We start from the raw sequence: 14,994 nt of genomic DNA on the forward strand, positions 1-14,994 counted from the left end.
CCTGTATTGAGTTTTTTGAGGATTTCCTCGGCGAGCACAAGCTGCGGGTCTTTTTCGACGACTTTGCCGTCAGCGGTTTTAAATTCCTCTTTAAAAAGACCTTTCCGGAGGAAGATCATCCTGAGCTTGACCTGGTCAGGAGTGACGAATTTCTCGATATTTTCTTGGTAATATTGCTCCACCTTGTAGGGGGAGATGTAACTGTCCGCATTTACATTCTGCTGGCGCATGGCCTGTACGGTCATATTTTTCTTTAAATCTTCCCTGTACTCTTCCAGTGACATATTTTGGGCTTCCAGGGTTTTAATGAATGCCGTGCGGTTCCCGTCGTATTGGGTATCGATGGTCTCTTTGAGCTTGGCATCGATATAACGCATGGGCAGATCAAACCCCATGGATTTAAATTCCTGTAAGATCAGCTGGCGTTCGATCAAAGCGTTCAGGGCCTCTAAGCGGAGTGCTTTTACGCGTTTGACCATTTCTTCAGGGTTATCGCGGAGGCCATCGCGCAGGGCCTGTTCCTGTCGTTCAACCTGTTGTTTAACTTGGGAAAAAGTAATGACGGAATCATTCACAATGGCCGCAATCCCATCGACGACGTCCTGTGATTTTGCGGCAGGACAAGTAAATGAAATGACTATCAGTACGATAGGCAGAATGAATGATGGCAGCTTTGAAAATGGTTTCATGCTGGTGATTAAACCCTTAAGGCAATAAAAAAGTTTCGTTTCCAAGTCGCTGATTGTGACAAAATCAGATTAAATTTCAATATCTGATAATGCTTTTATCGCGGGTCACCCGATTTCACGGATTTCAGGAAAGAAATGATTTCTTGGACTTGGTCAGTGGTTTTCACTGCGTTTAAGCGAGGAAACTTATTTCCAAGCATGATAAAATCCCCAGATTTTTTGGCGATTATTTTTCCTTCTTTAATGAGTAACTCGGACAATTTGCATTCGGCACTGAGGATTTTGACATGGGTCAGAGCAATGAGGTTATTGATTTCAGGAGGTGATTTCCCGAAACGATCGCGGATTTCATCGGTCAGGTTTTCGAGGTCTTTCGAGGATAAAGTCTCTGCGAAACGCCGGTAAAGGGTGACCCGTTCAGCCGTTTCGGACACATATTTTTTGGGGATCCAGGCATTAAAGGAGAATTTATCTGAGTAAGCCGCCGCCTTTTCGTTTTCCTCGGTCACAGCAAAATCAATACGCACGGGGACATCTTGCCGGATCGGGGGAGCCTCTCCCCGGAGTCGGGCCACGGTGGTTTTGAGCAAGTGACAATACAAGTCAAAGCCGATGGCGGAGATGTGCCCGCTTTGTTCGGTGCCAAGGATATTACCCGATCCCCTGATCTCCAGGTCGCGCATGGCTATTTTGAATCCGCTGCCGAGCTGGCTGTATTGTTTTATGGAGCTGACCCGTTTGCGGGCATTTTGCTGGAGGAGCATGTGTCGGGGCAGGAGAAGGTAGGCAAAGGCTTTATTTGAGGAACGTCCCACCCGTCCGCGAAGCTGGTACAGGTCGGCAAGTCCGAAACGGTCAGCGCGGTCTATGATGATGGTGTTAGCATTTGGGATGTCGATACCGCTTTCGATAATCGTCGTAGAAACCAAGACATCTGTTTTACCACTGACGAAATGGTACATGACGGTTTCGAGTTCATCCTCGTGCATTTGTCCGTGGCCGACATCGATTTTGGCATGCGGGACGAGTTCCTTGATCCGGTCACGGACGTGGAGGATATTGCCGACGCGGTTATGCAGGAAATAGACTTGCCCACCTCGTGCGAGCTCTTTTTCAATGGCCTTTTTCACGATCCTTTCGTCATAGGCACCGATAAAGGTCTCGATGGACTGGCGGTTGACCGGTGGGGTCTCGATCAGGCTCATGTCTTTGACTCCGGCCAGGGAAAGATAAAGGGTGCGGGGAATCGGGGTCGCCGAAAGGGTGAGCATATCCACGAGGCGGAATCTATCCTTGAATTTCTCTTTCTGTTTCACCCCGAAGCGTTGCTCCTCATCAATGACGACGAGGCCGAGATTTTTAAACTCCACGTCACTGGAGAGGATCCTGTGGGTGCCGATTAAGACATCGACACTGCCTTCGCGCACCGCGGCGATGATTTGTTTTTGTTCGGCGGGTTTCTTGAACCGGTTAAGAGCCTCGATCCGGATGGGGTAATCGGCGAATCGCTCTTTAAGAGTCTTAAAATGTTGCTCTGAGAGAACCGTGGTCGGGGCGAGCATGACGGACTGTTTTCCTTCCATGGCGCATTTAAAAATAGCACGGATGGCGACCTCAGTCTTTCCGAACCCCACGTCCCCGCAGATGAGCCGGTCCATGGGTTGTTTCGACTCCATGTCCCGTTTGCTTTCGAGGATGGCTTTTTCCTGATCGGGGGTTTCCTCGTAGATGAAGGAATCTTCAAATTCTCTTTGCCATTTGGTATCGTTTCCAAAGCTGAACCCCTCGACCGTTTGCCGCTCCGCCTGGATTTTTAAGAGTTTGGCGGCGTAATCAAGGACGGAACGTTGTGCGGAGATACGGGCTTTTTCCCAGCGTGCACCGCCGAGGTTATCGAGTTTGGGATGGCGTTTGCCGACCCCGACATATTTGGTGATGAGGAAAGCCTGATCGAGGGGTACAAAGAGCTTTGCACTGTCGGCAAAGATGATACAAATGACCTCTTTTTCCGAGCCGTCCACATCCATTTTTTGGAGGCCTCCATAAATACCGATGCCGTGGCTGAGATGGACGACATAATCACCTTCGGCTAATTCACTAAAATCCAGGATCGAAGTTTGTTTGCGCAGTTTATTCAACCGCTCGATGCGTTTGATCCTGCGGACATTCTGGTATCGCCCGAAAATCTCCGAGTCGGTCAGGACAGCCATTTGTGCGGAGGGAAAAGAAAATCCGTGGGTGACGGGTGCCACACACATCCGGGGCAAATTGCTCTTGGCAGTGCTCGCGATTTGCGCCTCGTCGAGGATCTCCTGGAGGCGTTGTAATTCCCCTTCATTATTGCCGAAAATAGTAACTTTCCATCCGTCTCTAAGCCATTCGCCGAGTATTTTAAGAAAAGTCTCCCGCCGTTTCTCAAGGAGGAATTCATCATTGCCCGAGTCCAAGAGGAAATCATTATTAAAGAAGTGGAAGCCATCGCCACAGCTGGTGAATGCCGCCAAGGGCCCGGTATTATCGAAGGAAGGTTGCGAAGTCAGGAAGACTTGGGCAAATTGCGCGAAACGGGCGTTTTTCTCCGAGGACTCTAAGATGATTTGGTCGAGGGTCTGGATCTCATCAATGACGAGGACAGTGCCCGCTTCGAGGTAATCCATCAGGCAAGATTCATGGTCTTGAGTGCTGGACCCTTTATCGTTGCCGGAGTAGGAGACGAGGCTCAGGCTGAACTCGGGTAATTTGCCCAAGGAGACTTGGCTGTCGGGATCGAAGGTCCGGATCGACTCGATTTCATTGCCGAAGAACTCGAACCGGACAGGAAACCCTGAATTATAGGCGAAGATATCAAGAATGCCCCCGCGCCGTGCGACTTGTCCCGAGTGGGCGACCTTGGCGACGGACTCATAACCGGATGCCATCAACCCCTCAAAGAGAGACTGTTGGTCTGTAGTCTGACCGGTTTTGAGTAAGAGCAAATTGTCCTTGAGCCGATCCGGTGCTGGGGCAAATTGCGTAAAGGACTCGGCCGTAGCGACGATGATGTGGCCGGATGGAGAGGGTGCTTTTGCCAAGTCAGAAAGGATGGCCAGTCTTTCCGCCTGAGTGTCAGAGTCCAAGAGAGCGACGGATTCGTCGATATCCATGTCCCCGATGTCAGTGACTTCGGGATACGGAAAGATTTTCCGATCGATGCCACAGGCCTCAAAGAGGGCGGAGAGTTCGGAGGCCAAATGCTCTTGCTCACGCACAGTGGCCGCAATAACACAGAGTGTCGATGGGGTGGGGGAGTCATCCTGCACGAGCAGGCTCAAGGCCCCGGCTAAGGCAGGTTTTGAGTAAGAGGATATGCCTGTCAGGGCATAGGACTTCCCGACACTGATGTGATCCAGGCAGTCCCGGAGCAATGGTGTCTTCGCGATTTCACGGAGTATGAATATGTCTTTCGGATGCAAAAGAGTACTGGAATCAACCATGTTCTCTCGTTTTTGTCAAAACGCATGCTTGCTAAAGGGCGGGGGAACCCTATTTTCCAGAGGATATGTCTTTTGAAATAGGCACCCCCCTTAAACAGAATTCCCTCCGTGTCATGCTCTTGGGTAGTGGCGAACTCGGCAAGGAAGTGATTATCGAGCTCCAACGCCTCGGTGTGGAGACCATAGCCGTGGACAGCTACGGCGGAGCCCCTGCCCACCAAGTCGCCCACCGCCACCATGTCATCGACATGCTCGATGGTGAAGCCTTACGTTATATTATTGAGAAGGAAAAACCCCAGATTGTGGTGCCTGAAATCGAGGCGATCAGTACCCCGACACTGGTGGAACTCGAAAAAGAAGGCCTGAGAGTCATTCCGACAGCTAATGCTGCTTTTTTAACCATGAATCGTGAGGGGATTCGCCGGTTAGTTGCGGAAGAACTCAAGCTACCGACGAGCCGTTATGAGTTTGCCAGTAGCTGGGAGGAATACCAAGCGTCCGTGAAAAAAATCGGTGTGCCATGTTTCGTGAAACCGATCATGAGCTCAAGCGGTAAGGGACAGTCTTTTGTCAAGAGCCGGGAGCAAATTGCGGAAGCATGGGATTACGCGATAAAAGGGGGCCGCGGAAGACAGGCCCGGGTTATTGTCGAAAGCCCTGTCGATTTTGATGATGAGATCACCCTGCTGACGGTCAGTGCGGTGAATGGTATTTTCTTTTGCGACCCGATCGGCCATATCCAGATCGACGGGGATTACCGTGAAAGCTGGCAACCCCACCCGATGAGTGCTAAAGCCTTGGCCGCCTCACAGCAAATTGCTTCGACGGTGGTCAAAGCCCTTGGCGGATTCGGGATTTTCGGGGTGGAACTTTTTATTAAGGGTGATGATGTCTGGTTCAGTGAGGTCAGTCCTCGCCCGCATGATACGGGAATGGTGACCATGGCGACTCAGAACCTGAGTGAATTCGCCATTCACGCCCGCGCCTTGCTCGGGTTACCACTCCCCGGGATATTTACGATCCGGCCCGGGGCCAGTGCTGTGGTGCTCTCTGATAAAGACGGCCCACATGTTTCTTATTCCGGCATCGACGAGGCTTGTGCGGTTCCTGAAACCCAAGTCCGAGTCTTTGGTAAACCTAATGCTCGGAAGAATCGCCGGATGGCTGTAGCCCTCTCGACAGCGGAGAATACCGATACCGCTCGGCTACGAGCTAAAGAAGCAGCTTCCAAAATCAAACTAATAATCCAAGGCTAACAAAAAATTATGATCAAAAAGATCCAATACAACGGATGGGATGCCATCGAAGTGTCTAATCCCGCCTTGAGCCTCGTCGTCACGCAATCGGTCGGACCGCGTATCATCTCAGCAAAAACACCGCAGGGGGAAAACTTCATGATGAATCATCCCGACCAACAAGGGAAAACCGGTGGGGAAGACTGGCAGATTTATGGCGGGCACCGCCTGTGGCATTCACCCGAGGCTGATCCAAGGACATATTGCCCGGATAATGCCCCTGTGAAGATAGAAGAAATCAAGGGCGGCGTCCGCACGATTCAAGATGTCGAAAAGGCGACTGGCCTCGAAAAACAAATCGACATTATCCTCGATGAAAAAGAGGCGAAAGCCGAGCTCATCCATCGTGTTTATAATCGCACGCATTTCGATATCGAGCTGGCTCCTTGGTGCTTGAGTGTTTGTGCGCCCGGGGGGTACGGTTTTGTCCCTTTTGGCGGGAAAGCACGGCCAAATACCTTTCTTAATGACCGTATCCTCTCTTTGTGGCCCTATACCGACTTGTCGGATAAAAGGCTCAAATTCTCTTCGAACGGGATTATCCTCAAACAAGATGATGCGGCCACAAGCCCTTGCAAATTTGGGGCGACATCGAATTACGGTTGGGCAGCCTATGTGCTTGGGCATGAGGCGTTTATTAAAACTATCCCGGTCCAGTCTTTGGAAGCGGGAGCGGCTGTTTACCCGGATAATAATGTCGCTTGGGAATTGTATACCTGTAATCTATTTTTGGAGCTCGAAACCCTTGGGGCATTAGGCAAAATCGCCCCCGGACAATTTGCCGAGCACCGTGAGATATGGGAATTCGTCCCGCTGGACTCTACTGACGTGCGTGTGAAAGAAATCAAGGCGGCAGTAGTTTAATAAGGATTTTTAAGAAAGACTCTTTATGGATTTTATGGGCTCATTTGGTTGGGCTGAATGGTTATTGGTCATTGTCGTGACGCTACAGGTCGCAGCTATTTCTTATACCTATTCTCCCCGGTGGAAAGCTTTTATCTATGCTTTGCCTATTCCCTTTAGTGTCGGCCTATTCGTGGTGAATCAGCCGATTAATGCCACTAACGTATTGGGATTGCTCCTTCTATTGGCCTACATCCATTTGATCCGACTTTTCCATATCAGTTGGCGCTGGAATATCACTGTTTCCATCATTGTATCCGCTGTTTTTTATATAGTCGCCGGGAGTGTGATCAATCCCCTCCTACCCGATAACCAGACGACATTCCTGATCGCTCTGGCGACAACGGCGGGTATTGCCGCGATTATGATGCAAGTCCACCCGCACCGAGATGAACCTGGGCATAAGACGACTTTACCGATTTATATCAAGATTCCCGTGATTGTCGTTATTGTGGCTATCCTTGTGGGGATGAAACAAACCTTGGGAGGATTTATGACGACTTTTCCGCTGGTGGGAATCCTCGGGGCGTATGAATCGCGGCATTCCCTTTGGACCATGAGCCGGCAATTCCCGCGGATGATCCTCTGTATATTGGCCTTGATAGTGGTGACCCGTTTTGCCGGACATGTCATGCCCCTGCCATTTGCATTAGTGATTGGTTGGCTGGTCGCGCTTCCTTTATTATGGAAGATTTCAGTCAAGGATATGCATGCCTTGGATACAAAAAATCTCGCAAACGAGCCGGAATCTGACAAAGGGAATAATTAGATATCTTATGCAAAAACTCACATACGTTCTTCTCGGGGCAGGCGGTATCGCGGGCCATCATTATCAATGTTCCAAACAAATTGATGATTTAAAGTTGGTAGGAGTTTACGATCCGTCAGAGGCGGCCATGGAGTCTTGGCTAAAAAAGGAACCTGCCATCATTATTCATAAAGACCCGGCTAAACTACTCTCCCTGACAAAACCGGATATTGCCTTCATTTGCAGCCCGAATGTCGCACATGCAAAATTATCTAACCTCGCTTATAAAGCTGGTTGCCACGTGATTTGTGAAAAACCTATGGCGATGACTGTGGCTGAATCCCTCGAAATGGAGAAAAATCGTAAAACGGCACGTAAAGAGGGTGCGATTAATTTTAGTTACCGTTACATTCCCGCTTTTCGTTTAGCTAAGGAAATTGTTGCTGCGGGTGAGCTCGGTACGATCCAACGCATGAATGTCCGTTATTTGCAAAGTTTTCTCGGGGCAGAGTCCGTTCCTTATTCCTGGCGTAATGACTCCAAAATCGCAGGCTTCGGTGCTCTTGGCGATCTCGGGGTCCACATGATTGACGGCGCGGGATTTATTTCAGGGGAAACACCTGCAAAAGTCGCGGGTGTCGCCCAGACATTGATTCCCTATAAGACGGATGCACAGGGGAAAAAACAGAAAGTAACGACGGACACAAACTCAAGCTTCATTATCCAGTATGCCTCCGGTGCCGTTGGTGTATTTGAAACCAGCCAAGTCGTTCCTGGATATGGAAATTTTTTCCAGATAGAGATTTCCGGCGGTAAAGGACTTATCCGTGTCCTGAGTGAGGACGGGGATCATATTACCCTTTACGCCAGCCAGACGGTTTCCCATTATGATACATGGGGGGTGGAATCATTCCCTAAAGTCAAAATCCCCACCGGATTTGCTGGTAAACAACCGAAGAGCTGTTTTGAGGCTTTCGTACGCAAACTGCGCGGGTCCAAGGATAAAAACGATGTACCCGGGTTTGATGCGGGGATTTCTGCGCAGAAATGTATAGAGGCCATCCATCAATCTATGAAAACGGACAAGTGGATCACGATTAAATAAATCAGCCTCTATCCATAGAGATGATAGGCTGTCGGCAAAAGGGGTTTGTCTTCAGGGCACGATGACGGTGAGGGCGGATTTCTGGACTGAGAAATGAACCGGTGAAGTGCCGCAGTATTCCCCGTCGATTTCGAGGGCCGTCTCTTTTTCGGCGGTAATTGAAGCTGATTCGGCTTTAACCGTAACGACATCTTCCATGTGTTTGAGCGTTTTAAAGAGAACGCCGTTAAAATACCGGATCAAGTCGTGGTGTTTTTGGCTTTTAAAAAGGCAGATGTCCAGTAATCCATCGTCGAGGCGAGCATCGTGGAAGAATTCAAACGAGCCCCCATAATAACGGCCATTTCCTACCAAGGCAAAACAACCTTCGTGTTTTTGACCATCCGGGAGCGTGAGGGTAATCCGTGGGGCTTCTTGGGAAGCGATCCGGATGGAGTTAAAAATATAGCTCATCGGGCCCCATATTTTTTTAAAGCCAAAGGTCGTTTCTTTAATGGTTTGTGCGTCGAGGCCGACTCCGGCAAGCTGCACAAAGTATTTATCATTTGCGCGGGCGAGGTCGATCTTGCGGGTTTTGCCCTTGACGACGACATTCCAAGCAGCATGGAGGTCGAGGGGGATACCTGTCTCGCGTGCAAAAACATTCACCGTTCCTAAGGGTAAAATGCCGAGGCGGGCAGGGGAATTAGCTAGGCCATTAACGACTTCATTAAGGGTTCCATCCCCGCCAGCAGCCACAATTGTGCGAAACCCCTGTTCGACGGCTTGGCTTGCTAAGACAGTGGCATCCCCTGCTGCCCGGGTGAGCTTGACCAAGGCCTGTGAAGAGAAACGGTCGAGATTTTTCTTTAAAGCCCGTGCGCGTTCCCCCTTAGCCATGGGATTTAGGATGATAAATATTTCGTTGTGTAGGCTTGAAGCCATATCAGAGCACGCTATGTTATAAAGTCTTATGAAAAAAGCACTGAAAATTATTGCGATTCTTATTCTTGTATTGCTGATCGCAATTGCGGGGTTCGGAGTGTGGGCGTATTCCTACCTGACCTCAAATCAGTTTAAACAAATGATTGTGGATAAAACCAGCGAGGCGCTGGGTGTCAAAGTCACGGTGGAAAGCTTAAAGTTTTCGATTTTCAGCGGGTTCCAGCTTAAGGGAGTTAAAATCGCCAATCCACCGGGCTCTCGGAATCCAGATTTTTTTCAAGCTGATTCTTTCGAGCTTAATTATAATTGGCGGGCGTTACTGGATAAGAAACTCGAGATTAATGACGTGAGTGTTCAAAAACCAATCATTAGCGTGGAGCAACTTGCTTCAGGACAATGGATTTTCCCAGGGATGAACCGCCTGCCGCATGCTCCCGAAGGCCAAGCCTCAGGATCAGGGGATACACAAATGACTCAAGCTCCTCAATCCAGTCCGGTGACTATACAAACGCAGGATTCAAAGGGGATACCAGTTTCAGTTAAAAAATTCGAGATCCAGGATGGGGCCTTATCGATTTATGACATGAGCGGAGTGAGTCCGATTTCATTCAAAGGCATGACATTACATTCGAGTGTGTCGGTGGATAAGGGGAAAGCAGATTTAAAAGGTGACTTAAAGATATCCAACCTTGAGATCATCCGCTTGGGACAAGTGTCCGGAGTGGATTCGCGTTTTGAGCTCAAGGATGGGGTGTATACGATTTCAGAGGCATCCGCCACGTGTTTTGGGGGACAGATCTCCGGCCATGGGACTTTGGATATTAATCAAGTGGAGCAAATGCCCCTTGCCTTGGATATCAAAGGGAATGGTTTGGATATGAAATCACTCTTGGCGGCATTAGGCAACCAGACAGACCAGCTCAGTGGGAAACTCAATATAGAAGCACAATTGACGGCTCCGATGACCCATCCGTTGGATTTTCAGGGAAAAGGTTATTTGGATATTAAAGAAGGAAAAGTCACTGGGGTTCCCATGCTCCAGCTTATCGGGTCGGTTTTTAATATATCCGAATTCCAGGAAATGAATCTTACAAAAGCTTATACTGATTTTTCCGCTGCAGAAAGGGTTATTACCCTCAGTAACTTGATCCTGACCACTCCCGATATCCAGATTAAAGGTGGTGGGACGATTACGGTCGATAACCAGTATGACTTGAAGCTGGTTATGAATATGAGCAAAGGTCTTTACGAGAAAATGCCCAATGATATCCGTGAAAAACTTTTACCCAATGAGGATGGATCCTTTACGACGCCGGAATTCCGTGTGTATGGCCCTCAGGACTCACTCAAAACCGATCTCTTGGACAAATTACTTGTGCAGGATGCCGCCAAAAAACAAATCCAAAAGCTGAATGAAAAAGCGGGTGATCTTCTTAAGGAACTCTTTAAGTAACAGTAATTTTAAAGTTTATGAGAATTATCGCTGGAATCGCCCGTAGTATCCCCTTGTTCACCCCAAAGGATGATTCTGTCCGTCCCGCGATGGACTCCACTCGAGCAGCTATCTTTTCGTCACTCGGTGATGCCGTTGTCGGGGCTGAATGCCTCGACCTTTTTGCGGGGACAGGCTCAATCGGCCTCGAAGCCCTCAGCCGGGGAGCGAGTACATGTGTATTTGTCGAAAAAAACAAGATGAGTCTGGGGCTTCTCAAGAAAAATATGGAAAAGACCAAACTGGAAGGAATGGTTTATCCAACGGATGCGGTGGCTTCGCTTGAGCGCTTTTCAGAAAAAGGGGCAAAATTCGATTTAGTTTTTGCTGATCCACCCTTTACCAAACGAACCGACCTGAAGAACAATTTGCTCTCAAATCCCGAGCAGAGGCATTTTGCCCGTGAGCTCTTGGAAAATAAATTTCTCCCGAAGATACTGAAGCCTGGGGGCTTTTTTGTATTGGATAGTTATGATCATGACCGTTTCGAGGTTCCGGCACCCTGGAATATTTTCCGCGAGAAAGTCTATGGACAGGTGAGGGTGCGCTTTTTGATTTTGCAATCCGCCTAAATTCATGCAAATTGCCCCCGATGAAAAGAATCGTAGTTTATCCTGGAAGTTTTGATCCTGTTACCAACGGCCATCTTGATGTAGTCGAACGGGCCTCCCGTCTTTTTGACGAAGTGATTATTGCCGTGGCGGTGAATTCTGATAAACACCCACTTTTTACGATGGAAGAACGTAAAAAAATGGTATTGGAATCAACTCGTCATTTGCCGAATGTCTCGATTGATGGTTTTGACGGTTTATTGGTGGATTATGCGATGAAAAAGGGTGCCTGCGCTTTGGTCCGGGGGTTACGCGCGGTCAGCGATTTCGAGTTTGAATTCCAGATGGCGTTAATGAACCGCCAAATCCAACCAGCCATTGAAACCATGTTTTTGATGCCAAAAGATACTTATGCTTATTTGAGCTCCCGTATTATTAAAGAGATTGCTCGGTTGGGTGGTGATATAAGTGCTTTTGTACCTGCCCATGTAAAACAAGCAATTTTCGAAAAATACAACGGGTAGGTGCGGCTGTGATGCCTCACATTCCTATTCGTTGATCCGGTATCCGAGATAACCGCGTTCCTTGATGATATTAGCGACTTCTGGAGGGACAGATTCTTCCCATCCATCCTTTCCTGATTGGATGTCCTTGAGCAAGTTGCGGGAGAAAATCTTCAGGTAGTCGGGGTTATATTTCTCGATTCCGACTATACACCCTTTTTTCAGGAGGTGGTTATAAAGGTCTTGGACACCAGCAGGAGCCTCAAAGCTCGCTGCAGTCACGAGTTTACCTTCATCATCCAAGTAGGGATACACAAAGACTTTAATATCGTTTTTGAAGAGGCGTCCGAAACTTTCTAGAATGCCCCCGTCCAGATTTTCATAATACTTTTCATCGAAGAGTTCATTCAGGCTTTTTGCGCCAAGGGTGATCCCGATGGGTTCTTTTGTGAAACGGCGCAAGTATCCAGCGAGTCGGAAATATTCAAAATAATTCGAGATCAGGACGGTTTTGCCGACTGAGGCAAGCATGTCTGCACGGGCAAGGAAATCCTGGTAATCGATGGATCCATTATTCGATGTGGACATCAGGTTCTTCATGGTGATTTCCATGAGGACGAGTTCCTGCTCTTGATTATGCGCCTGTAAGTCGGTGATGAATTGCTGGTGGGCTGAGTGGAGGATATCGATATTTGTGTGACTGACCGGGCGGAAACTGCCACGCTCCAAGATAATCGGTTTTTTGTAAAGGACCTCTGAGGGTTGGAGGACTTTACCATCGGGGGAGAACATCGCGGCATTGGTCAGGCCGATTTGAACAAGTTTCAAGGACAAGAGGCGATGATCCACACCGTCGAAGATCGGTCCGGAGAACTCGATCATGTCCACCTCGGTCCTTCGGATGGAGAGGCTATCGAGAAGGCTTTCGAGGATAGTGTCCGGTGACATCGTATAGTAGAAAGCGGCATAGATGAGATTCACGCCCACGATCCCGAGGGCTTGTTGCTGGGAGAGGTTATCCTTGTCCCACATCCGGACATGGAGGATGATCTGGCTGGGGGGAGCTTGGGGGATGGGTTGAAAACGGATCCCCATCCAGCCATGGCATTCGCTGTTGCCTTTATAACCCTTTGCCGCGACGGTATTAGCAAAAGCAAAAAACTGGGTGGTTGCCCCGCGTTTAGCTTTGAGGCGTTCGATATTGAGCTCGTACTCATGGTCCAGCATTTTTTCGAGGCGTTCCCGACAGACGTAACGCTGTGCTTTCCCATAGATAGCGTCACTGACTGTCATATCATAAGCTGACATACTCTTGGCGACCGTTCCTGCCGCCCCGCCGACCTGGAAGAACCAGCGGACGACTTCTTGGCCAGCACCGATCTCCGCAAACGTACCGTATTTTGCCAGATCGAGGTTGATATCCAATGCTTTTTGATGGGTGGTTTGAATCGCTCGTTCCATAATGATCAGAGTAAAATTGAGTTGAGTAAATAATACATATTATTACAAGAAACCTTTTCAAGGAAAACAATTCAGTTTAGAAGGAAATTCGTGCAACGGTTCAGAAAATTTCCGGGTATTTCCCAAAATGCTAACAATGGCCTTTTCGGCGGTAAAATGATTAAGGTCAACGGCACTTGGGGTTGCCTCCTCCTTTTTTTCCTCTGGCCCCTCATTATTCTGGTTTTACTTGGGGTAGGACTTGTCCTTTTAATCTCATCATTTTTCCGTCGCCCGCGTAATTTGTATTCCTCCCGGCAGTCCCGTCCTACCCAAGGGCAAGGGGATGTGATCGATGTCGAAGTCATCCGTGTGGATGACGAGATGCCCAGTGCGAAAACGATCACAATTGAAATGCCCGAGAATGACGATACTCGCAAATAGGGTGAGAAAGCATTGTGTTCCTCGTCATCATCCTGTAAAAAACAAGGCATGGTAAAAATATTATTTCATTGGTTGGTTACGGCTGTCGGGGTCTGGGTCGCTGCTTACTTAGTTCGTGGGATTTCCTATGATTCCACGACGGCCCTCGTGATAGCCGCCTTGATCTTGGGGGTGCTGAATGCTGTTTTAAAACCCATTCTCATGCTTCTGACCCTACCATTTATCCTGGTGACTTTGGGGCTTTTCCTGCTGGTTATTAATACAGTGATTTTTTATTTACTCGGGTACCTGCCCGGATTCCACGTCGCGGGATTCCTCGACGCATTTTTGGGTTCTATCATCGTGAGTATAGTGAGTTTCTTCTTTTACGCCATTGCCAAAAAAGACTGATCAAAATAGGCCTAGAATCCTAGATTTGGAGCGATGTCTTCATCCAGGCCCGGTTTGATTCCTTTATCGGACAAGTATGAAGCCACTAGGGCGATCATGGCAGCGTTGTCAGTAGAGAAAAGGGGAGGGCAAAGGAAGAGTCGGATATTTTCACGGGCGCAATTTGCTTCAAAGAGGTGGCGGAGGCGGGTATTGCAGGAGACTCCCCCGGAAACTGTAATGACTTTGACCCCGTGATCCATTGCTGCACGAATGGTTTTCGAGACTAATACCTCGCAAATGGCTTCTTGGGCACTGGCGCAAATGTCGGCAAGGTTCTTTTGGATAAAGTCTGCCGGTTGTTTCTCAAGAAAATATCGGATGGCGGTTTTGAGCCCACTGAAACTAAAATGATAATTTTGATGTTTGGACAGGCCCCGGGGAAATTCAAACGCGTGCGGATTTCCTGAGGCACCGATTGTATCGACCATGGGCCCACCGGGATATTCAAGGCCGATTAATTTTGCGACTTTATCAAAAGCTTCACCAGCGGCATCGTCGAGAGTCGACCCGATTTTTGTGTAATCATCGGACGAACGCGTATGAAGAAGGAGGGTGTGACCTCCGCTCACGATCAGGCTTATATTCGGGAAGAGTGCCCCAGCTGGTATCTGACCCGAGAGAAGCGGGGATAAAAGATGCCCGTGTAAGTGATTGATCCCGATAAATGGTTTCCCGAGAGACAGGCTCAGTCCTTTGGCAAAGGATAATCCGATGAGCAGCGAGCTGGCCAGCCCTGGCCCCCGTGTCGCGGCCACCAGATCAATTTGCCCAGGCTCCATTTGTGTTTCCTCGAAAGCTTTGGCTACCAAGGGAGAGATCATTTCCAAGTGGGCGCGTGAAGCGATTTCGGGAACAACTCCGCCGTAAGGTTTATGCCTGAGTATCTGAGAGGAAACGAGATTGATACGGACATTTTTTTCGGAGTCCACGATTGCAACGGATGTTTCATCACATGAAGTTTCTATCCCCAGTACATTACTCATGGGATAACCGGA

At 48.8% G+C, this 14,994-nt stretch carries 14 protein-coding genes; 9 read left to right on the forward strand and 5 right to left on the reverse strand.

Annotated features, from left to right (window positions below; translation table 11 throughout):
• Window positions 1-689: SurA N-terminal domain-containing protein (locus SGI98_00770; protein ID MDZ4741934.1), on the reverse strand; the 689-nt coding region annotated here is incomplete at its 3' end.
• A gap of 95 nt (window positions 690-784) precedes the next feature.
• Window positions 785-4,162 carry a transcription-repair coupling factor gene (gene mfd / locus SGI98_00775; GenBank protein MDZ4741935.1) on the reverse strand — a complete coding sequence of 1,126 codons (3,378 nt, stop codon included), beginning with the start codon at window positions 4,160-4,162 and terminating at the stop codon, window positions 785-787.
• A gap of 65 nt (window positions 4,163-4,227) precedes the next feature.
• Between mfd and purT the strand changes: the two genes are divergently transcribed.
• Genes purT through SGI98_00795 form a run of 4 tightly spaced genes read left to right on the forward strand, consistent with a single transcriptional unit; the run spans window position 4,228 to window position 8,213 of the window.
• Entirely contained in the window at window positions 4,228-5,418 is a 1,191-nt protein-coding gene (gene purT, locus SGI98_00780; GenBank protein MDZ4741936.1) for a formate-dependent phosphoribosylglycinamide formyltransferase, read from the forward strand.
• A gap of 9 nt (window positions 5,419-5,427) precedes the next feature.
• Window positions 5,428-6,321 carry a hypothetical protein gene (locus SGI98_00785; protein ID MDZ4741937.1) on the forward strand — a complete coding sequence of 298 codons (894 nt, stop codon included), beginning with the start codon at window positions 5,428-5,430 and terminating at the stop codon, window positions 6,319-6,321.
• A 25-nt stretch (window positions 6,322-6,346) separates the two neighbouring features.
• On the forward strand, window positions 6,347-7,129 hold the full coding sequence (locus SGI98_00790; GenBank protein ID MDZ4741938.1) for a hypothetical protein: 783 nt from the start codon (window positions 6,347-6,349) through the stop codon (window positions 7,127-7,129).
• 7 nt (window positions 7,130-7,136) lie between these two features.
• Entirely contained in the window at window positions 7,137-8,213 is a 1,077-nt protein-coding gene (locus SGI98_00795) for a Gfo/Idh/MocA family oxidoreductase (protein ID MDZ4741939.1), read from the forward strand.
• Between the two features lie 51 nt (window positions 8,214-8,264).
• On the opposite strand, the gene SGI98_00800 is transcribed toward SGI98_00795, so the two are convergent.
• Window positions 8,265-9,137, reverse strand: coding sequence for a diacylglycerol kinase family lipid kinase (locus tag SGI98_00800; protein ID MDZ4741940.1), 873 nt, complete (start codon window positions 9,135-9,137; stop codon window positions 8,265-8,267).
• 28 nt (window positions 9,138-9,165) lie between these two features.
• On the opposite strand from SGI98_00800, the gene SGI98_00805 reads away from it, so the two are divergent.
• Genes SGI98_00805 through coaD form a run of 3 tightly spaced genes read left to right on the forward strand, consistent with a single transcriptional unit; the run spans window position 9,166 to window position 11,704 of the window.
• Window positions 9,166-10,590 (forward strand): AsmA family protein, encoded by a 1,425-nt coding sequence (locus SGI98_00805; protein MDZ4741941.1) that lies wholly within the window; start codon window positions 9,166-9,168, stop codon window positions 10,588-10,590.
• Between the two features lie 17 nt (window positions 10,591-10,607).
• The gene (gene rsmD / locus SGI98_00810; protein MDZ4741942.1) at window positions 10,608-11,201 is read left to right on the forward strand and encodes a 16S rRNA (guanine(966)-N(2))-methyltransferase RsmD; all 594 of its coding nucleotides are present in this window, start codon (window positions 10,608-10,610) and stop codon (window positions 11,199-11,201) included.
• Between the two features lie 20 nt (window positions 11,202-11,221).
• The gene (coaD, locus tag SGI98_00815; GenBank protein MDZ4741943.1) at window positions 11,222-11,704 is read left to right on the forward strand and encodes a pantetheine-phosphate adenylyltransferase; all 483 of its coding nucleotides are present in this window, start codon (window positions 11,222-11,224) and stop codon (window positions 11,702-11,704) included.
• Between the two features lie 24 nt (window positions 11,705-11,728).
• Here the strand turns inward: coaD and SGI98_00820 are convergent, their stop codons facing one another.
• Window positions 11,729-13,144, reverse strand: coding sequence for a TonB-dependent receptor (locus tag SGI98_00820; GenBank protein ID MDZ4741944.1), 1,416 nt, complete (start codon window positions 13,142-13,144; stop codon window positions 11,729-11,731).
• A gap of 90 nt (window positions 13,145-13,234) precedes the next feature.
• On the opposite strand from SGI98_00820, the gene SGI98_00825 reads away from it, so the two are divergent.
• Together SGI98_00825 and SGI98_00830 are read left to right on the forward strand one after the other, a co-directional pair.
• On the forward strand, window positions 13,235-13,567 hold the full coding sequence (locus tag SGI98_00825) for a hypothetical protein (protein MDZ4741945.1): 333 nt from the start codon (window positions 13,235-13,237) through the stop codon (window positions 13,565-13,567).
• Between the two features lie 48 nt (window positions 13,568-13,615).
• Window positions 13,616-13,957 carry a phage holin family protein gene (locus tag SGI98_00830; GenBank protein MDZ4741946.1) on the forward strand — a complete coding sequence of 114 codons (342 nt, stop codon included), beginning with the start codon at window positions 13,616-13,618 and terminating at the stop codon, window positions 13,955-13,957.
• Between the two features lie 11 nt (window positions 13,958-13,968).
• On the opposite strand, the gene tsaD is transcribed toward SGI98_00830, so the two are convergent.
• Window positions 13,969-14,982, reverse strand: a complete 1,014-nt coding sequence (tsaD, locus tag SGI98_00835; protein ID MDZ4741947.1) for a tRNA (adenosine(37)-N6)-threonylcarbamoyltransferase complex transferase subunit TsaD — start codon at window positions 14,980-14,982, stop codon at window positions 13,969-13,971.
• Window positions 14,983-14,994: the final 12 nt, after the last annotated feature.

The sequence above is a fragment of the Verrucomicrobiota bacterium genome (genome assembly GCA_034440155.1).
Lineage (GTDB): Bacteria > Verrucomicrobiota > Verrucomicrobiia > JAWXBN01 > JAWXBN01 > JAWXBN01.

What these genes read in the sequence shown, in the direction of transcription:
- mfd (MDZ4741935.1), bottom strand. Translation starts at nt 4,162, where the DNA reads ATGGTTGATTCCAGTACTCTTTTGCATCCGAAAGACATATTCATACTC.
- purT (MDZ4741936.1), top strand. Translation starts at nt 4,228, where the DNA reads ATGTCTTTTGAAATAGGCACCCCCCTTAAACAGAATTCCCTCCGTGTC.
- SGI98_00785 (MDZ4741937.1), top strand. Translation starts at nt 5,428, where the DNA reads ATGATCAAAAAGATCCAATACAACGGATGGGATGCCATCGAAGTGTCT.
- SGI98_00790 (MDZ4741938.1), top strand. Translation starts at nt 6,347, where the DNA reads ATGGATTTTATGGGCTCATTTGGTTGGGCTGAATGGTTATTGGTCATT.
- SGI98_00795 (MDZ4741939.1), top strand. Translation starts at nt 7,137, where the DNA reads ATGCAAAAACTCACATACGTTCTTCTCGGGGCAGGCGGTATCGCGGGC.
- SGI98_00800 (MDZ4741940.1), bottom strand. Translation starts at nt 9,137, where the DNA reads ATGGCTTCAAGCCTACACAACGAAATATTTATCATCCTAAATCCCATG.
- SGI98_00805 (MDZ4741941.1), top strand. Translation starts at nt 9,166, where the DNA reads ATGAAAAAAGCACTGAAAATTATTGCGATTCTTATTCTTGTATTGCTG.
- rsmD (MDZ4741942.1), top strand. Translation starts at nt 10,608, where the DNA reads ATGAGAATTATCGCTGGAATCGCCCGTAGTATCCCCTTGTTCACCCCA.
- coaD (MDZ4741943.1), top strand. Translation starts at nt 11,222, where the DNA reads ATGAAAAGAATCGTAGTTTATCCTGGAAGTTTTGATCCTGTTACCAAC.
- SGI98_00820 (MDZ4741944.1), bottom strand. Translation starts at nt 13,144, where the DNA reads ATGGAACGAGCGATTCAAACCACCCATCAAAAAGCATTGGATATCAAC.
- SGI98_00830 (MDZ4741946.1), top strand. Translation starts at nt 13,616, where the DNA reads ATGGTAAAAATATTATTTCATTGGTTGGTTACGGCTGTCGGGGTCTGG.
- tsaD (MDZ4741947.1), bottom strand. Translation starts at nt 14,982, where the DNA reads ATGAGTAATGTACTGGGGATAGAAACTTCATGTGATGAAACATCCGTT.